The 18128-nt window shown below is 58.6% G+C and carries 16 protein-coding genes; 13 read left to right on the top strand and 3 right to left on the bottom strand.

The genetic code is table 11. The features are described 5' to 3' along the window. Positions 1–115 precede the first annotated feature (115 nt). From dapC to map, 3 genes are read right to left on the bottom strand one after another with little or no spacing between them, the layout of a single operon-like run. Positions 116–1315: a succinyldiaminopimelate transaminase gene (dapC, locus tag HKK53_RS14600; RefSeq protein WP_169371396.1), complete on the bottom strand. Its 1200-nt coding sequence runs from the start codon at positions 1313–1315 to the stop codon at positions 116–118. A 43-nt stretch (positions 1316–1358) separates the two neighbouring features. Next, positions 1359–4061 (bottom strand): [protein-PII] uridylyltransferase, encoded by a 2703-nt coding sequence (locus HKK53_RS14595; RefSeq protein ID WP_169371395.1) that lies wholly within the window; start codon positions 4059–4061, stop codon positions 1359–1361. Between the two features lie 44 nt (positions 4062–4105). Beyond that, complete coding sequence (gene map / locus HKK53_RS14590) at positions 4106–4888, bottom strand: type I methionyl aminopeptidase (RefSeq protein WP_123508101.1); 783 nt, start codon at positions 4886–4888, stop codon at positions 4106–4108. A 373-nt stretch (positions 4889–5261) separates the two neighbouring features. On the opposite strand from map, the gene rpsB reads away from it, so the two are divergent. From rpsB to lpxA, 13 genes are all read left to right on the top strand, one after another. Continuing rightward, the gene (rpsB, locus tag HKK53_RS14585; RefSeq protein ID WP_003219330.1) at positions 5262–5999 is read left to right on the top strand and encodes a 30S ribosomal protein S2; all 738 of its coding nucleotides are present in this window, start codon (positions 5262–5264) and stop codon (positions 5997–5999) included. A gap of 192 nt (positions 6000–6191) precedes the next feature. Beyond that, positions 6192–7055, top strand: a complete 864-nt coding sequence (gene tsf / locus HKK53_RS14580) for a translation elongation factor Ts (protein WP_123405753.1) — start codon at positions 6192–6194, stop codon at positions 7053–7055. Between the two features lie 210 nt (positions 7056–7265). Continuing rightward, positions 7266–8009, top strand: coding sequence for a UMP kinase (pyrH, locus tag HKK53_RS14575; protein ID WP_003172271.1), 744 nt, complete (start codon positions 7266–7268; stop codon positions 8007–8009). Then, entirely contained in the window at positions 8006–8563 is a 558-nt protein-coding gene (frr, locus tag HKK53_RS14570) for a ribosome recycling factor (protein WP_007949335.1), read from the top strand. Before pyrH ends, frr begins: the two co-directional genes overlap by 4 nt. Positions 8564–8576: 13 nt before the next feature. Next, entirely contained in the window at positions 8577–9332 is a 756-nt protein-coding gene (uppS, locus tag HKK53_RS14565; RefSeq protein WP_133837242.1) for a polyprenyl diphosphate synthase, read from the top strand. Continuing rightward, the gene (locus tag HKK53_RS14560) at positions 9332–10138 is read left to right on the top strand and encodes a phosphatidate cytidylyltransferase (RefSeq protein ID WP_169371394.1); all 807 of its coding nucleotides are present in this window, start codon (positions 9332–9334) and stop codon (positions 10136–10138) included. The genes uppS and HKK53_RS14560 overlap by 1 nt, the downstream gene beginning before the upstream one ends. Next, complete coding sequence (ispC, locus tag HKK53_RS14555) at positions 10135–11325, top strand: 1-deoxy-D-xylulose-5-phosphate reductoisomerase (protein WP_169371393.1); 1191 nt, start codon at positions 10135–10137, stop codon at positions 11323–11325. The genes HKK53_RS14560 and ispC overlap by 4 nt, the downstream gene beginning before the upstream one ends. 54 nt (positions 11326–11379) lie before the next feature. After that, entirely contained in the window at positions 11380–12732 is a 1353-nt protein-coding gene (rseP, locus tag HKK53_RS14550; protein WP_169371392.1) for a sigma E protease regulator RseP, read from the top strand. A gap of 74 nt (positions 12733–12806) precedes the next feature. Next, positions 12807–15197: an outer membrane protein assembly factor BamA gene (bamA, locus tag HKK53_RS14545; protein WP_169371391.1), complete on the top strand. Its 2391-nt coding sequence runs from the start codon at positions 12807–12809 to the stop codon at positions 15195–15197. 45 nt (positions 15198–15242) lie between these two features. Next, positions 15243–15746 carry an OmpH family outer membrane protein gene (locus tag HKK53_RS14540; protein WP_092272436.1) on the top strand — a complete coding sequence of 168 codons (504 nt, stop codon included), beginning with the start codon at positions 15243–15245 and terminating at the stop codon, positions 15744–15746. 3 nt (positions 15747–15749) lie between these two features. Next, positions 15750–16805, top strand: coding sequence for a UDP-3-O-(3-hydroxymyristoyl)glucosamine N-acyltransferase (gene lpxD / locus HKK53_RS14535; protein WP_169371390.1), 1056 nt, complete (start codon positions 15750–15752; stop codon positions 16803–16805). Positions 16806–16913: 108 nt separating this feature from the next. Further along, positions 16914–17354, top strand: coding sequence for a 3-hydroxyacyl-ACP dehydratase FabZ (gene fabZ, locus HKK53_RS14530; RefSeq protein WP_008154051.1), 441 nt, complete (start codon positions 16914–16916; stop codon positions 17352–17354). Next, positions 17351–18127 carry an acyl-ACP--UDP-N-acetylglucosamine O-acyltransferase gene (gene lpxA, locus HKK53_RS14525; RefSeq protein ID WP_169371389.1) on the top strand — a complete coding sequence of 259 codons (777 nt, stop codon included), beginning with the start codon at positions 17351–17353 and terminating at the stop codon, positions 18125–18127. The genes fabZ and lpxA overlap by 4 nt, the downstream gene beginning before the upstream one ends. Position 18128 lies beyond the last annotated feature (1 nt).

Here is an 18128-nt window from a genome sequence, read left to right as displayed (position 1 = left end):
GTGAAGGCTAAGCGAGAGGCGCCAAGTTGTTAAGTTTAAATATGAGTGGTGCTGTTACTTGAGATGAATAAACCCACACGACATTGCACCGTGTGGGTTTTTTATTAACGACGACTTATGACTTGTTCGTAATAAACGCGCGAATCCGCTCTGCGGCTTCTATGCATTCCGCCAATGGCGCGACGAGTGCCAGGCGCACGCGGCCGGCACCTGGATTGAAGCCATCGACGTCTCGGGACAGATAAGAACCCGGCACTACTGTCACGTGTTCCTGCACAAATAAATCCCGGCAGAACGCCTCATCATCGCCTTCAACGTTCGGCCACAAGTAGAAACCACCGTCTGGACGCTGCACGTCCATCACCGGGCTGAGGATTTCCAGCACCGCATCGTACTTCTCGCGATACAGCGCACGGTTGGCGCGCACGTGCACTTCATCGTTCCATGCAGCAACGCTGGCCAGTTGCGTCTGAACCGGCATCGCGCAGCCGTGGTAAGTGCGATAGAGCAAAAAGCCCTTGAGGATATCGGCATCACCGGCGACAAAACCCGAACGCAGGCCCGGCAAGTTGGAGCGCTTGGACAGGCTGTGGAACACCACGCAGCGCTTGAAGTCCTGGCGACCCAGTTCCACGCAGGCACTGAGCAGGCCCGGCGGCGGGGTTTGTTCGTCGAAGTAGAGTTCGCTGTAGCACTCGTCGGCGGCAATCACGAAATCGTACTCGTCGGCCAGGGCGATCAGTTTTTTCAGGGTGTCGAGCGGAATCAGTGCGCCAGTCGGGTTGCCCGGTGAGCACAGGAACAGGATCTGGCAGCGTTTCCAGATGTCTGGCGACACGGCGTCGAAATCCGGATTGAAGCCGTTTTCGTCCAGGCAAGGCAGGTAATGCGGCTTGGCTCCGGCGAGGAACGCGGCACCTTCGTAGATCTGATAGAACGGGTTCGGGCTGACCACCAGCGCATCTTCGCCGCGGTTGACCACGGTTTGGGTGAAGGCAAACAGCGCTTCACGGGTGCCGTTGACCGGCAGCACGTTGCGCGCCGGGTCGAGCCAGCCGCTCGGGACGTTGAAACGACGTTCGCACCAGGCAGCGATGGCTTCACGCAGGGCCGGGATGCCGAGGGTGGTCGGGTACACGGCCATCTGATCCAGATTGCTGGCCAGGGCTTCGGCAACGAAACTGGGCGAACGGTGCTTCGGCTCGCCGATGGACAGCGCGACAGGGCGCTTGTCCGGGTTTGGCGTGACGCTGCCGAGCAGGGCGCGGAGCTTCTCGAACGGGTAGGGCTGCAACTGGTTCAGTGCGTTGTTCATCGGTGCGGGGTCTCGTTCAAAGCGGCTGAATCCTGGCGCGCGGCTAGATGCTGATGCGCGACAGTTTGATCTCGGGTTCGTGGCTGACGCTCAACTGCTCAACGATCGCATCCTGCAAGCGGCTGCACAGCAACGGGTCGGACAACGGCTGGTTGTTGGCGTCGGTGATGAAGAACACGTCTTCCACGCGCTCGCCCAACGTAGCGATCTTGGCGTTCTGCAGCGACAGGTCGAACTCCAGGAATATCGTACCGATCCGCGCCAGCAGGCCCGGGCGATCAGGTGCGCTGAGCTCCAGTACGGTCACCGGACGTTGGGCATCGTTGTGGATCGTTACCTGTGGCGCAAACGCGAAATGCTTGAGCTGGCGCGGCACGCGGCGCTGGATGATCGTCGGGTAGTCGTCCGGGTTGCGCAGGGCTTCGGTCAGGCCCTCGCGGATCTGCTTGACCCGCGTCGGGTTGTCGCCGATCGAGTCGCCGTCGGTGTCGAGCACGATATAGGTATCGAGGGTGAACTGGCTGCTGGAGGTGATGACCCGGGCGTCATGAATGTTCAGGTTGAGCTGATCCATCGCCGCCACGGTCACGGCGAAGAAGTCATGCTGGTCTGGCGCATAGATGAAGATCTGCGTGCCGCCCTCGAATTCGCGCTGGGTGGTTTCCTTGATCAGCACCAGCGGCCCGCCATCGGCCGGTTGCTGCAGGATTGCGTCACTGTGCCAGGCGACGTCGCCGGCGGTATGGCGCAGGAAATAGTCATCGCCCAGTTGCGCCCACAACTGCTCGACGTCGTCCGGATCGGTGCCACCGCGCACCAGGATGTCCAGGGCGGCGCTCTGGGTCTGGCGGATCTGCTCTTCGCGATCCACCGGGTTTTCCAGGCCGCGGCGCAAGGCACGCTTGGTCTCGGTGTAGAGCTGGCGCAACAGGCTGGCGCGCCAGGAATTCCACAGCGTCGGGTTGGTGGCGTTGATGTCGGCGACGGTCAGTACGTACAGGTAATCAAGATGGGTTTCATCGCCGACGATCTGCGCGAAATCGTGGATCACCTGCGGGTCGGACAAGTCCTTGCGCTGGGCGGTGGTCGACATTACCAGGTGGTTTTGCACCAGCCAGACAATCAGGCGGCTGTCCCACGTCGGCAACTGATGGCGCTGGCAAAAGGCTTCGGCATCAACGGCGCCGATGTCCGAATGATCGCCGTGCCGGCCCTTGCCGATGTCGTGGTACAGGCCGGCCAGGTAAATCAGCTCAGGCTTGGGCAGCTTGGCCATGAGCTTGCTGGCCAGCGGGAATTTTTCCGACACCTGGGTGTACTGCAACTTACGCAGATGCTTGATCAGGTTCAGGGTGTGGGCGTCGACCGTATAGATGTGGAACAGGTCATGCTGCATCTGCCCGACAATAAAGCCGAACTCCGGCAAATAGCGCCCGAGGATGCCGTAACGGTTCATCCGCCGCAGGTTGCGATGGATGCCGATCTTGCACTTGAACAGCTCGATGAACAGGCTGGTGTTGCGGATGTCATTGCGAAAGTCATCGTCGATCAAATGACGGTGCTCGCGCAGCAGACGAATGGTATCGGCGCGAACGCCTTTGATTTCCGGCTGCTGGGCCATCAGCACGAAGATTTCGAGCATGGCGAACGGCGTACGGCGGAACACGTTGTTGTTACGCGCCTCGATGTAGCCATCGTGCAGCTGGAACCGCGAATTGATCGGCTGCGGCGGCGCTTCGTCTTCCGGCGCGAGGATGACTTCCTCGAAGTGCTGGATGATCAGGTCGCTGAGCTGAGCGATGCTCATCACCACCCGGTAATACTGCTGCATGAAGTTTTCGATAGCTTGCTTGGCGTCGTCGCCTTCGAAGCCCAGCAACCCGGCGATGGAGCGCTGGTGGTCGAACAGCAAGCGGTCCTCGGAACGCCCGGCGAGCATGTGCAGGGCGTAACGGACCTTCCACAGGAATTCCTGGGACGAGGCCAGCAGCGCGTTTTCGCTCTCGACCAGAAAGCCTTCACCGGCCAGGGCCCGCAGGTTCAGGGTGCCGTATTCGCGACGGGCCACCCACAGAATCGTCTGGATATCCCGAAGGCCGCCGGGCGAGCCTTTGACGTTGGGTTCCAGGTTGTATTCAGTGTCGTTGTACTTGTGGTGACGGGCCTTCTGCTCGGCGCGCTTGGCCAGGAAGAAGTCCTTGCTTGGCCACATGTGCGCGGTGCTGGTGACGTCGAGCATGCGCTGGCGCAAACGCTCGGGGCCGCAGATGGTGCGGCTTTCCATCAGGTTGGTGACCACCGTGAGGTCGGCGCGGGCCTCGACGGCGCATTCGTCCACCGAGCGCACGCTCTGACCGACCTCCAGGCCGATGTCCCACAACAGCGTCAGAAAACGCTCAATGGAATCGCGGAAAACTTCGTGGTCGGCGCTGTCCAGCAGGATCAGCAGATCGATGTCGGAATAAGGATGCAGTTCGCCGCGACCGTAGCCGCCGACCGCGACCAGCGCGATGTCGGCGTCTTCGCTCCAGTTGAACTGCTCCCAGGCCTTTTGCAGGATGTTATCGACGAACCAGGCGCGATCCTCGATCAGCCGGCGAATGTCGCGGCCGCTGCGAAAGCGCCCGTCGAGCACCTCGCGGGCCTGGCGAATCGCCTTCTTGAAGGCCGCGATCGGGCTGGCCTTCAGGGCCAGTTCAGCCTGGAACTGGCCACGGTCGAAGAGTTCTGGATCCACCTGCGGCATCGATTGGCTTTCCTTTCTATAAGGCTATGAGCTACGTGGGTCGATCAGGCCGAAACGCGGGGGATGGTGTCATCGGCGCGCAGGGTGAAGATCTCGTAGCCGGTGTCGGTCACCAACAGGGTGTGTTCCCACTGGGCGGACAGCTTGCGGTCCTTGGTGATCGCGGTCCAGCCGTCGCCCAGGACCTTGGTGTCGGCCTTGCCCTGGTTGATCATCGGCTCGATGGTAAAGGTCATGCCTGCTTTCAGCTCCATGCCGGTGCCGGCGCGGCCGTAATGCAGGATCTGCGGCTCTTCGTGGAACACCTTGCCGATGCCGTGGCCGCAAAACTCGCGAACCACCGAGAAGCCGTTCTTTTCAGCGTGCTTCTGGATCACTTCACCGATATCGCCCAGGCGGCAGCCGGGTTTGACGATTTCGATGGCCTTGTACATGCATTCCTGGGTGACCTGGGACAGGCGCTCGGCCCAGACCGGCACGGTGCCGACGTGGAACATGCGGCTGGTGTCGCCGTGGTAGCCATCTTTGATCACGGTCACGTCGATATTCACGGTGTCGCCATTCTTCAGCGGCTTCTCGTTGGGGATGCCGTGGCAGACCACGTGGTTGATCGAGGTGCAGATCGACTTCGGGAAGCCTTTATAGTTGAGCGGGGCAGGGATGGCTTGCTGCTCGTTGACGATGTAGTCGTGGCAGATGCGGTCCAGCTCTTCGGTGGTGATGCCCGGTTTGACATGTTCGGCAATCATTTCCAGCACATCGGCGGCCAGTTTGCCGGCGATCCGCATTTTTGCGATGTCCTCGGGGGTTTTGAGGGTGACGGTCATACAGGCTCTCTCTGCGCTCAATGGCGCTTACTAATTCGGGATGGGCATTGCGCGATCTATCTTCGCGGCCCTGAAAAACGCAATTCTAACAGACGATCAGCGCAAATCTGAGCCTCTGTGCATCGCTTCTCTCTATAGATAGGCGCATTCTTGAGCGATTCCAAGGGCGCTGATAAAGGCGCGCGCCAGGAATTGAGAATCCGGGTTCCGTTTTTTGCAGCCCTGTGATATAAAATGCGCCGCTTTCCGGGGATACCCCGAGAGGCTTAAATCCACACACGTGTCGACACGATGACCTGGGTGCCTTCAGCTGATGCTGCTGGTTGGTCATTGGGATACGTGGAGGCCAAACCCGACTTATTAAGGAACTATCATGTCCCAAGTCAACATGCGCGATATGCTGAAGGCCGGTGTGCACTTCGGTCACCAAACCCGTTACTGGAACCCGAAAATGGGTAAATACATTTTCGGCGCGCGTAACAAGATCCACATCATCAACCTTGAAAAAACCCTGCCAATGTTCAACGAAGCTCTGACTTTCGTAGAACGCCTGGCCCAGGGCAAAAACAAGATTCTGTTCGTTGGCACCAAGCGTTCCGCTGGCAAGATCGTTGCTGAAGAAGCAGCACGTTGCGGTTCGCCGTACGTCGATCACCGCTGGTTGGGCGGCATGCTGACCAACTTCAAAACCATCCGTGCTTCCATCAAGCGTCTGCGTGACCTTGAAGTGCAAGCAGAAGACGGTACTTTCGCCAAGCTGACCAAGAAAGAAGCGCTGATGCGCACTCGCGATCTTGAGAAGCTCGATCGTTCCCTGGGTGGTATCAAGGACATGGGCGGTCTGCCAGACGCACTGTTCGTTATCGACGTTGATCACGAGCGCATCGCGATCACCGAAGCCAACAAGCTGGGCATCCCGGTTATCGGCGTAGTCGATACCAACAGCAGCCCGGAAGGCGTTGACTACATCATCCCAGGCAACGATGACGCAATCCGCGCTATCCAGCTGTACATGGGTTCGATGGCTGACGCAGTAATCCGCGGTCGCAACCACGTTGCTGGCGGCACCGAGCAGTTCGTTGAAGAAGCTCCGGTAGCAGCAGCTGAGTAATTGACGCCTTGGCGTTGACTCAGTAAGCAAAAAGGGGGCTTGGCCCCCTTTTTGCCACCTCGAAAACCATTTGTCGGCAGCGCAGCTACAGCTTCTGTAACGTGCAGCGGCCTACAAGGGTGATTCGGGAAGAATTGAACGCCCGTTCGATCGGGTGGAATGGTTGATAACCTATCCAAGAGGATTTTTGAAATGGCAGAGATTACTGCAGCGTTGGTTAAAGAACTGCGTGAGCGTACTGGCGAAGGCATGATGGATTGCAAAAAGGCCTTGACCAAGGCCGGCGGCGACATCGAAAAAGCCATTGATGACATGCGTGCTTCGGGCGCCATCAAGGCTGCCAAGAAAGCTGGCAACGTGGCTGCTGAAGGCGCGATCGCTCTGAAAGAAGACGGTAAAACCGCCGTTCTGCTGGAAGTGAACTCGCAGACCGACTTCCTGGCTCTGCAGGACGACTTCAAGGCATTCGTTGCTTCCAGCGTTGAAAAAGCATTCGCTGACAAGCTGACTGATGTGGCTCCGCTGATCGAAGCTCAAGAAGCTGCTCGCCTGGTACTGGTCGGCAAGGTTGGCGAAAACGTCAACATCCGTCGCCTGGCACGCGTTGAAGGTGACGTTGTCGGTGGTTACCTGCACGGCAACAAGATCGGTGTTGCAGTTGTCCTGAAAGGCGGCACTGTTGAGCTGGCCAAAGACATCGCCATGCACGTAGCGGCGACCAACCCTGAATTCCTGCTGCCATCGGAAGTTTCCGCTGAAGCGGTTGAGCGTGAGAAGGGCGTGTTCCTGACCCTCAATGCCGACAAGATCGCTGGCAAGCCAGAAAACATTGTTGAAAACATGGTCAAAGGCCGTATCAGCAAGTTCCTGGCTGAGGCTTCCCTGGTTGAGCAGGCGTTCGTGAAGAACCCTGAAATCAAGGTTGGCGAACTGGCCAAGAAAGCCGGTGCTGAAATCGTTTCCTTCACCTACTTCAAAGTAGGCGACGGCATCGAGAAGCCGGTCGACAACTTCGCTGAAGAAGTTGCTGCCCAGCTGGCTGCCGCCAAGCAATAAGACGGTTTTTTAACTGTCGCCCTGAAGAGGCTGCCCGCTTACGCGCGCAGCCTCTTTTCAGATGGGCTACCAATTTTTATTGGTTTCCCCTTGGAACTGGCTTACAAAGCCATGTTCCGATGGCGCTGAAGCAGCGCCAAGCTAGAGTGAACGCCAGCTGTAAACAGCTCGCAAAGAATTTTTTAAAATACGCCGCAGGAGAGATTCGCAATGGCTCAGCAGGGCAGTGGTTATCAGGCTCGCTATAAACGCATTCTACTCAAGCTTAGCGGCGAGGCCTTGATGGGCTCGGAAGAGTTCGGGATCGATCCGAAAGTTCTGGATCGCATGGCGCTGGAAGTCGGCCAACTGGTCGGTATCGGTGTGCAGGTCGGTCTGGTGATCGGCGGCGGCAACCTGTTCCGTGGGGCAGCGCTGAGCGCGGCTGGCATGGATCGGGTCACCGGTGACCACATGGGCATGCTGGCCACTGTTATGAACGCCCTGGCCATGCGCGACGCGCTGGAACGTGCCAATATCTCGGCCATCGTGATGTCGGCCATTTCCATGGTTGGCGTGACCGATCACTACGATCGCCGCAAGGCCATGCGCCACCTGAACGCCAAGGAAGTCGTGATTTTCGCGGCCGGTACGGGCAATCCGTTCTTCACTACGGATTCGGCAGCTTGCCTGCGTGCAATCGAAATCGATGCCGATGTCGTGCTCAAGGCGACCAAGGTCGATGGCGTCTACACCGCTGACCCATTCAAAGACCCGCATGCCGAGAAGTTCGATCATCTGACCTACGATGAAGTGCTGGATCGCAAGCTGGGTGTGATGGATCTGACGGCCATTTGCCTGTGCCGCGACCACAAGATGCCATTGCGCGTATTTAACATGAACAAGCCCGGCGCCCTGCTGAACATCGTACATGGCGGCGCTGAAGGGACCCTGATCGAGGAAGGCCAACAATGATCAACGAAATCAAGAAAGACGCTCAAGAGCGCATGCAGAAATCCCTGGACTCTCTGAACCATGCATTTGGTCAGATTCGTACCGGCAAGGCTCACCCAAGCATTCTGGGCAGCGTGATGGTGCCGTACTACGGCACAGACACTTCCATCACCCAAGTGGCCAACATCACCGTAAAAGATTCCCGGACCCTTCAGGTCGTGGCGTTTGAGCGCAATATGCTCGCGGCAGTCGACAAAGCGATCCAAAGTGCCGGTTTGAACCTCAACCCGACCAACCTGGGCGAGTTGCTGCTGATCTCCATGCCTGCCCTGACTGAAGAAACCCGCAAGGGCTTCACCAAGCAGGCGCGTAGCGCAGCTGAAGATGCTCGTGTTGCTGTGCGCAATATTCGTCGTGATGCACTTGGCGACCTGAAGAAACTGGTCAAGGACAAGGAAATCAGCGAAGACGAAGAGCGTCGTGCCGCAGCTGATATCCAGAAGCTGACCGACAAGGCTGAGGCCGATATCGACGCAGCGACCAAGCAAAAAGAAGCGGACCTGATGGCCGTATAAGGGTCGCGTTTTCATGGATAAGACCAAGCAGACTGCGCCGTCCGCGGTGCCGCGCCATGTCGCGATCATCATGGATGGTAACAATCGCTGGGCGAAAAAACGCTTTATGCCGGGTGTCGCCGGGCATAAAGCGGGTGTGGATGCGGTTCGTGCGGTGATCGAGGTGTGCGCCGAGGCCAAGGTCGAGGTGCTGACCCTGTTCGCCTTCTCCAGTGAAAACTGGCAGCGGCCGGCCGATGAGGTCAGCGCCTTGATGGACCTGTTCTTCAAGGCGTTGCGTCGCGAGGCCAAGCGCCTCAACGACAACAACATCAGCCTGCGCATCATTGGCGACCGTTCGCGTTTTCACCCCGAGCTTCAAGCCGCCATGCGCGAAGCCGAGGCGATTACCGCCGGCGCCAATCGTTTTATCCTGCAGATCGCCGCCAACTACGGCGGTCAGTGGGATATCGCGCAAGCTGCGCAGCGTCTGGCACGGGAAGTCCAGGCCGGGCATCTGCGCCCGGAAGACATTACCCCGGAACTGCTGCAAACCTGTCTGGTAACCGGTGATCTGCCGTTGCCGGATTTGTGCATTCGTACCGGCGGTGAGCACCGCATCAGCAATTTCCTGCTGTGGCAGCTGGCTTACACCGAGCTGTACTTCTCCGACCTGTTCTGGCCGGACTTCAAACACGAAGCCATGCGCACCGCGCTGGCCGATTTCGCTTCTCGTCAGCGCCGCTTCGGTAAAACGAGCGAGCAGATCGAGTCTGGAGCCCGGGTTTAATGCTTAAACAACGAATCATTACTGCGCTGATCCTGCTGCCGATTGCCTTATGTGGGTTTTTTCTGCTCGAAGGCTCCGGTTTTGCGCTGTTCATCGGGCTGGTCGTGACCCTGGGTGCATGGGAGTGGGCTCGCCTGGCAGGTTTCACTGCCCAGCCAATTCGCGTTGCTTATGCGGCTGTGGTCGCATTGATGCTGTTTGTCATGCATATCCTTCCCGGGCTCGCGCCTTGGGTCTTGGGCGCTTCGGTGCTCTGGTGGGCTGTGGCGACTTATTTGGTACTGACTTACCCGCGCACGAGTGAACACTGGGCCAGTGCCGCTTGCAAACTGGTGATCGGCTTGCTGATTTTGCTGCCGGCCTGGCAAGGTCTGGTGCAGATCAAGCAGTACCCGTTGGGCAACTGGCTGATCATGGCGGTCATGGTGCTGGTCTGGGGCGCCGACATCGGTGCGTACTTTTCCGGCCGCAAGTTCGGCAAGCGCAAGCTGGCGCCGCAAGTCAGCCCCGGCAAGAGCTGGGAAGGCGTGTATGGCGGCCTGGCCCTGAGCCTTGTGATCACGCTGGTGGTCGGCCTGGTTCGCGACTGGACAGTGGCGGAACTGCTTAAGGGCCTGGTAGGCGCGGCATTGATCGTGTTCATTTCGGTGGTGGGCGACCTCACCGAAAGCATGTTCAAGCGTCAGTCCGGGATCAAGGACAGCAGTAATCTGCTGCCGGGTCACGGCGGCGTGCTCGATCGTATCGACAGCCTGACCGCAGCGATCCCGGTCTTCGCGGTGTTGTTGTGGATGGCGGCACCGTGAGCCGCCCACAGCAGATTACCGTCCTGGGGGCGACGGGCTCGATTGGCCTGAGCACCCTGGATGTCATTGCGCGTCATCCCGAGCGCTATCAGGTGTTCGCGTTGAGCGGCTTTACTCGGCTGAGTGAGCTGCTGGCCCTGTGCGTGCGGCATACGCCGCGGTTTGCGGTCGTACCTGAAGCGGGTGTTGCCCGTGTTCTGCAGGACGACTTGCGCGCTGCCGGCCTGACGACTCAAGTGCTGGTGGGGGAGGAGGGCCTGTGTCAGGTCGCCGCCGACCCTGAAGTCGATGCGGTCATGGCGGCCATCGTCGGTGCGGCGGGCTTGCGCCCGACCCTGGCGGCAGTCGAGGCGGGGAAGAAGATCCTGCTGGCCAACAAGGAAGCGCTGGTGATGTCCGGCGCCTTGTTTATGCAGGCTGTGCGCAAAAGCGGTTCGGTGTTGCTGCCGATCGACAGCGAGCACAACGCGATTTTCCAGTGCATGCCCAGCGATTTTGCGCGCGGTCTGGGTGCGGTCGGCGTACGTCGGATTTTACTGACAGCCTCTGGCGGTCCGTTCCGGCAGACGCCGATGGCGGAATTGGCGCATGTTACGCCTGATCAAGCCTGCGCCCACCCGAACTGGTCGATGGGTCGCAAGATCTCGGTCGACTCGGCAAGCATGATGAACAAGGGCCTCGAGCTGATCGAAGCGTGCTGGCTATTCGATGCCAAGCCTTCCCAGGTCGAAGTGGTGATTCATCCCCAGAGCGTTATCCACTCGCTGGTCGACTATATCGATGGTTCGGTATTGGCCCAGCTGGGCAACCCGGACATGCGCACGCCGATTGCCAACGCCCTGGCCTGGCCGGAGCGGATCGACTCGGGTGTCGCCCCGCTGGATCTGTTTGCCATTGCGCGCCTGGATTTCCAGGCTCCCGATGAAGAACGTTTCCCGTGCCTGCGCCTGGCGCGGCAAGCGGCAGAGGCGGGCAATAGCGCGCCGGCCATGCTCAATGCGGCAAATGAAGTGGCGGTCGCGGCCTTTCTCGACGGACGGGTTCGTTACCCGGAAATCGCGAGTATCATCGAGGAAGTCTTGAATCTCGAACCTGTGGTTGTGGTGAGTGATCTCGAGGCGGTGTTCACCGCAGACGCCAAGGCGCGTGTGCTGGCCGGACAGTGGTTGAGTCGTCACGGGCGATAAGTGCTGCAGTACGTTGGCCCAATGCAGCACTGAATAGGATTGCGGAGAAAGTAGATGAGCGCGCTCTATATGATTGTCGGCACCCTGATAGCCTTGGGCGTGCTGGTCACCTTCCACGAATTCGGCCACTTCTGGGTCGCGCGTCGCTGTGGGGTTAAAGTGCTGCGCTTCTCCGTGGGCTTTGGCATGCCGTTGCTGCGCTGGCACGACAAGCAAGGCACCGAGTTCGTGCTGGCCGCCATTCCGCTGGGCGGCTACGTGAAGATGCTCGACGAGCGCGAAGGCGAAGTGCCGGTCGATCAGCTTGATCAATCCTTCAATCGCAAGTCCGTGCGCCAGCGCATTGCCATTGTTGCTGCGGGTCCGATCGCCAACTTCTTGCTGGCGATGGTGTTTTTCTGGGTGTTGGCCATGCTCGGCAGTGAGCAGGTGCGCCCGATTATCGGCGCGGTCGAGTCGGGCAGCATCGCGGCCAAGGCCGGTTTGGGCCCGAATCAGGAAATCGTTGCCATCGATGGCGAGCCGACTTCCGGGTGGGCCGCCGTCAACCTGCAACTGGTCCGTCGCCTCGGCGAGAGCGGTACCTTGCAATTGCTGGTGCGTGAACAGGGCTCTACTGCCGATTCGCCGCGAGAGCTGGCGCTGGATCATTGGCTCAAGGGCGCCGATGAGCCAGACCCGATTCGCTCGCTGGGTATTCGCCCATGGCGTCCGGCATTGCCGCCGATCCTGGCGGAACTTGATTCGAAAGGGCCGGCGCAAGCCGCGGGCCTGAAGACCGGTGACCGGTTGTTGGCGCTTGATGGCAAGTCACTGGATGACTGGCAGCAAGTGGTCGATACCGTCCGTATTCATCCTGATACCAAAATCATGCTGCGCGTCGAGCGCGATGGTGCTCAAATCGACGTCCCTGTGACGCTGGCGGCCCGCGGCGGGAGCAAAGCACCCACAGGTTACCTGGGCGCCGGGGTCAAAGCAGTCGATTGGCCACCAGAGATGATTCGCGAGGTCAGCTACGGTCCGGTGGCAGCGATTGGGGAGGGTGCCCGACGCACCTGGACCATGAGTGTACTGACCCTCGATTCGCTCAAGAAAATGTTGTTCGGCGAGCTCTCGGTAAAAAACTTGAGTGGACCGATAACCATTGCTAAAGTGGCGGGCGCTTCTGCCCAGTCGGGTGTCGCTGATTTCCTGAATTTCCTTGCTTATCTGAGTATTAGCCTGGGGGTTCTGAATTTGTTGCCCATTCCAGTACTGGATGGGGGGCATTTGTTGTTTTATCTGATCGAGTGGGTGCGTGGTCGCCCCTTGTCAGATCGGGTGCAGGGTTGGGGGATACAGATCGGTATCAGTTTGGTGGTCGGGGTGATGTTGCTTGCTCTGGTCAATGATCTGGGTCGACTGTAACGCTTCGCTGAATTGCGAATCTGCCGCATTTTGCGGCAGTTTGTTTATTGCCAGTTGGAATAAGAAAGGACTTCATGAAACGTCTGCTGCTAACTGCGGTTCTCACCGTATTGATGATCGCCGAAGTTCACGCCGAGTCCTTCACTATCTCTGATATTCGCGTCAATGGCCTCCAGCGGGTCTCCGCGGGTAGTGTTTTTGGTGCTTTGCCGTTGAACGTCGGTGAACAGGCGGATGATCGTCGCCTGGTGGAATCCACTCGTGCGTTGTTCAAAACCGGTTTCTTTCAAGATATCCAGCTGGGTCGCGAAGGCAATGTCCTCGTTATCACGGTAGTCGAGCGTCCGTCGGTCGCGAGTATCGAGATCGAGGGTAACAAGGCCATCTCCACTGAGGACCTGATGAAGGGCCTCAAGCAATCCGGGTTGTCCGAGGGCGAGATCTTCCAGCGTGCCACCCTCGAAGGTGTGCGTAACGAACTGCAGCGTCAATATGTCGCTCAGGGCCGTTACTCGGCAACGGTCGACACCGAAGTGGTGGCGCAGCCGCGTAACCGCGTGGCGTTGAAGGTCAACATCAACGAAGGCACCGTGGCTGCTATCCAGCACATCAACGTGGTGGGTAACACGGTCTTCGCCGATGACGACCTGATCGACCTGTTCGAACTCAAGACCACCAACTGGCTGTCGTTCTTCAAGAACGATGACAAGTACGCTCGTGAGAAACTCTCCGGTGACCTGGAGCGTCTGCGCTCCTACTACCTGGACCGCGGCTATATCAACATGGATATCGCTTCGACCCAGGTGTCCATCACCCCGGACAAGAAACACGTCTACATCACGGTCAACGTCAACGAAGGCGAGAAGTACACCGTTCGTGACGTGAAGCTCAGCGGTGACCTGAAAGTGCCTGAAGACCAGGTCAAGTCCCTGCTGCTGGTCCAGAAAGGTCAGGTGTTCTCGCGCAAGCTGATGACCACGACTTCCGAACTGATCACCCGTCGTCTCGGTAACGAGGGTTACACCTTCGCCAACGTCAACGGCGTGCCTCAGCCGCATGATGACGATCACACGGTAGACATCACGTTCGCCGTCGATCCTGGTAAGCGTGCCTATGTGAACCGCATCAACTTCCGTGGCAACACCAAGTCCGAAGACGAAGTGCTGCGTCGTGAAATGCGTCAGATGGAAGGCGGCTGGGCTTCGACCTACCTGATCGACCAATCCAAGACCCGCCTTGAGCGTCTGGGCTTCTTCAAGGAAGTCAACGTCGAAACCCCGGCCGTACCGGGCGTGGACGACCAGGTTGACGTGAACTACAGCGTTGAAGAGCAGGCTTCCGGTTCGATTACCGCCAGTGTCGGTTTCGCCCAGAGCGCCGGTCTGATCCTCGGTGGTTCGATCACCCAGAACAACTTCCTGGGTACGGGTAACAAGGTCAGCATCGGTCTGACCCGAAGCGAATACCAGAGCCGCTATAACTTCGGTTATGTCGACCCGTACTGGACTGCTGACGGTGTGAGCCTGGGTTACAACGCGTTCTATCGCACCACTGACTACAAAGACCTCGATGTCGATGTTGCAAGCTATGCGGTAGACAGCCTGGGTGCTGGCGTCAGCGTCGGTTACCCGATCAGCGAGACGTCGCGTCTGACCTTCGGCCTGACTGCACAGCAGGACAAGATCAAGACCGGTCAATACACCGTCGACGAGATTTTCGACTTCGTTAATCGCGAAGGCGACAGCTACCTGAACTTCAAGGCCTCGGCCGGTTGGTCCGAGTCCACGTTGAACAAAGGCGTACTGGCGACCCGTGGCCATTCCCAGAGCCTGACTCTGGAAACCACCACGCCGGGTAGCGACCTGTCGTTCTTCAAACTTGATTACCGCGGTCAGCTGTTCCAGCCAATCACTGAAAACTATACCCTGCGCCTGCACACCGAGCTGGGTTATGGCGATGGCTACGGTTCCACCGAAGGCTTGCCGTTCTATGAAAACTACTATGCTGGTGGTTTCAACTCGGTTCGTGGCTTCAAGGACAGTACCCTTGGCCCGCGCAGTACCCCAAGCCGTGGCTTTGACAAGACGGGTAACGCCGGTACTCTCGCCGACCCGGACCAGGATCCGCTGCCGTTCGGTGGTAACGTCCTGATCCAGGGTGGTGTCGAGGTGCTGTTCCCGCTGCCATTCGTCAAGGATCAGCGTTCCCTGCGTACTTCGGTATTCTGGGACGTGGGTAACGTATTCGACTCCAAGTGCGACAAGACGACTAACGCCAATGTCGGCTCGACCTCTCAAACAGAGTGCAACGACATCAGCCTGAGCAACGTAGCCAGTTCCGTTGGTGTCGGCGTGACCTGGGTCACCGCACTGGGTCCTCTGAGCTTCGCGTTGGCCATGCCGATCAAGAAACCGGATGACGCTGAGACTCAAGTGTTCCAATTCTCCCTCGGCCAGACGTTCTAAGCGTCTGACCCAAGATAACGACAATGGATTTTGTAGGAGTGCATCGTGCGTAAGTTGACTCAATTGGTTCTCCTGGCGACCGTACTGGTAGCAGGTCCGGCTTTTGCCGACATGAAAATCGCCGTCCTGAACTATCAGATGGCCCTGCTGGAATCCGACGCGGCCAAGAAGTACGCCGTGGATGCCGAGAAGAAGTTCGGCCCGCAGCTGAGCAAACTCAAGACACTGGAAAGCAGTGCCAAAGGTATCCAGGACCGTCTGGTCGCCGGTGGCGACAAGATGCAGCAAGGTGAACGCGAGCGTCTGGAGCTTGAATTCAAGCAAAAGGCCCGTGACTTCCAGTTCCAGTCCAAGGAACTGAACGAAGCCAAAGCCGTTGCCGATCGTGAAATGCTGAAGCAGCTCAAGCCGAAACTGGATAGCGCTGTGGAAGAAGTCATCAAGAAAGGTGCTTTTGACCTGGTCTTCGAGCGTGGCGCAGTGATTGATGTCAAGCCTCAGTACGACATCACTCGCCAGGTTATCGAGCGCATGAATCAGCTGAAGTAATCCATGACAGCGACTATAAAGCTCGGCCAATTGGCCGAGTTCCTCGGCGCCACCCTCAGTGGCGACCCGGAGAAGGAAATTACTGGGCTAGCCACTTTGCAAGAGGCTGGCCCAGCTCAGTTGAGCTTTCTGGCAAACCCTCAATACCGTAAATACCTGCCGGACAGCAAAGCTGCAGCCCTGTTGCTCAAGGCTGCTGACGCTGAAGGTTTTGCCGGTAATGCGCTGGTCGTGCCTGATCCGTACTTGGCTTACGCTCGTGTTTCCCATCTGTTCGATCCCAAGCCGAAAGCGGCTGCCGGTATTCATCCGACAGCGGTAGTAGCGGTGGACGCGGTGGTCGATCCAGCGGCGAGCATCGGGGCCTTTGCGGTAATCGAAAGCGCCGCGCGTATTGCGGCAGGTGTGACCGTCGGGGCTCATTGCTTCATCGGCGCCCGTTGCGAGATTGGTGAAGGTGGCTGGCTGGCTCCGCGGGTCACGCTGTATCACGACGTGCGCATTGGCAAACGCGTGGTAATTCAGTCGGGCGCCGTACTCGGTGGCGAAGGTTTCGGTTTTGCCAACGAGAAAGGCATCTGGCAGAAAATTGCCCAGATTGGTGGTGTGCTGGTCGGCGACGACGTGGAGATTGGCGTGAATACCGCCATCGACCGTGGCGCCCTGGCCGATACCGTTCTTGGCAACGGTGTGAAGCTCGACAATCAGATCCAGATCGCCCACAACGTCCAGGTCGGTGATCACACTGCCATGGCAGCGTGCGTGGGAATCTCCGGCAGCACCAAGATCGGCAAGCACTGTATGCTCGCCGGCGGTGTCGGGCTGGTGGGGCATATCGAGATTTGCGACAACGTTTTCCTGACCGGGATGACCATGGTGACCCACTCGATTACCGAGCCGGGTTCCTATTCTTCCGGTACAGCCATGCAACCGGCTGCCGAGTGGCGCAAAAGCGCGGCACGCATCCGTCAGCTCGATGACATCGCGCGGCGTCTGCGACAGCTGGAAAAGCGAGTAGGGGAAGTGACCCCTGGCGGTAATGCTTCATCAGATGGCTGATACCATTTCCATATCAAGTGTGCACAGCCGCTAGACTGCCTCCTTGATTTGCTAGAGGGGTGCGCGTCAGTCGCGCTCTCCCAATCTTTACATAGGCTTCCCCCCGAAATGATGGACATCAACGAGATTCGCGAATACCTGCCTCACCGTTACCCGTTCCTGCTGGTGGACCGGGTCGTGGATCTGGATGTGGAAGGCAAGCGCATTCGCGCCTACAAGAATGTCAGCATCAACGAACCGTTCTTCAATGGTCACTTCCCTGCGCATCCAATCATGCCGGGCGTACTGATCATCGAAGCGATGGCTCAGGCTGCCGGTATCCTTGGTTTCAAAATGCTCGACGTGAAGCCTGCCGACGGCACGCTTTACTACTTCGTCGGCTCCGACAAGCTGCGTTTTCGCCAGCCTGTCACCCCAGGCGATCAGTTGATCCTCGAAGCCCGCTTCATCAGCTGCAAGCGCCAGATCTGGAAATTCGAATGCCAGGCTTCGGTCGATGGCAAACCTGTCTGCTCCGCTGAAATCATCTGCGCGGAACGCAAACTATGAGTTTGGTTGACCCTCGCGCAATCATCGATCCGACAGCCATCCTGGCTGACGACGTCGAGGTCGGCCCATGGTCGATCATCGGCGCAGGTGTGGAAATCGGCGAGGGGACAGTGATCGGGCCGCATGTGATTCTCAAGGGCCCGACCCGTATCGGTAAGCACAACCGCATCTACCAGTTTTCCTCGGTAGGTGAGGACACGCCCGATCTGAAATACAAAGGTGAAGAAACCCGCCTGGTCATCGGTGACCACAACGTTATCCGCGAAGGCGTGACGATTCACCGTGGCACCGTTCAGGATCGGTCGGAAACCACCCTGGGTGATCACAACCTGATCATGGCGTATGCCCATATCGGTCATGACAGCGTAATCGGCAACCACTGCATCCTGGTCAACAACACCGCGTTGGCCGGCCATGTGCACGTTGAAGATTGGGCGATCCTCTCCGGCTTCACCCTGGTTCACCAGTATTGCCACATCGGCGCCCACAGCTTTTCGGGCATGGGCACTGCCATCGGCAAGGACGTTCCCGCATACGTCACAGTATTCGGCAACCCCGCCGAAGCCCGCAGCATGAACTTCGAAGGCATGCGCCGTCGTGGTTTCAGCGAAGACGCGATCCATGCGCTACGTCGAGCCTACAAAGTGGTTTACCGCCAGGGCCTGACGGTCGAACAGGCGCTCGGCGAACTGGCCGAACCTTCGGCACAGTTTCCGGAAGTCGCGGTGTTCCGTGATTCCATCCAGTCTTCGACCCGCGGCATCACTCGTTAAT

It is taken from the genome of Pseudomonas sp. ADAK7 (genome assembly GCF_012935675.1).
GTDB lineage: Bacteria > Pseudomonadota > Gammaproteobacteria > Pseudomonadales > Pseudomonadaceae > Aquipseudomonas.
The sequence above is the reverse complement of the archived record's forward strand: the minus strand, read 5'-3'. Positions and strand labels throughout refer to the sequence as shown.

Coding starts and splice junctions, on each gene's coding strand:
- HKK53_RS14560 (WP_169371394.1), top strand. CDS start 9,332: ATGCTTAAACAACGAATCATTACTGCGCTGATCCTGCTGCCGATTGCC.
- bamA (WP_169371391.1), top strand. CDS start 12,807: ATGAAACGTCTGCTGCTAACTGCGGTTCTCACCGTATTGATGATCGCC.
- rpsB (WP_003219330.1), top strand. CDS start 5,262: ATGTCCCAAGTCAACATGCGCGATATGCTGAAGGCCGGTGTGCACTTC.
- frr (WP_007949335.1), top strand. CDS start 8,006: ATGATCAACGAAATCAAGAAAGACGCTCAAGAGCGCATGCAGAAATCC.
- pyrH (WP_003172271.1), top strand. CDS start 7,266: ATGGCTCAGCAGGGCAGTGGTTATCAGGCTCGCTATAAACGCATTCTA.
- fabZ (WP_008154051.1), top strand. CDS start 16,914: ATGATGGACATCAACGAGATTCGCGAATACCTGCCTCACCGTTACCCG.
- uppS (WP_133837242.1), top strand. CDS start 8,577: ATGGATAAGACCAAGCAGACTGCGCCGTCCGCGGTGCCGCGCCATGTC.
- tsf (WP_123405753.1), top strand. CDS start 6,192: ATGGCAGAGATTACTGCAGCGTTGGTTAAAGAACTGCGTGAGCGTACT.
- dapC (WP_169371396.1), bottom strand. CDS start 1,315: ATGAACAACGCACTGAACCAGTTGCAGCCCTACCCGTTCGAGAAGCTC.
- map (WP_123508101.1), bottom strand. CDS start 4,888: ATGACCGTCACCCTCAAAACCCCCGAGGACATCGCAAAAATGCGGATC.
- rseP (WP_169371392.1), top strand. CDS start 11,380: ATGAGCGCGCTCTATATGATTGTCGGCACCCTGATAGCCTTGGGCGTG.
- lpxD (WP_169371390.1), top strand. CDS start 15,750: ATGACAGCGACTATAAAGCTCGGCCAATTGGCCGAGTTCCTCGGCGCC.
- HKK53_RS14595 (WP_169371395.1), bottom strand. CDS start 4,061: ATGCCGCAGGTGGATCCAGAACTCTTCGACCGTGGCCAGTTCCAGGCT.
- lpxA (WP_169371389.1), top strand. CDS start 17,351: ATGAGTTTGGTTGACCCTCGCGCAATCATCGATCCGACAGCCATCCTG.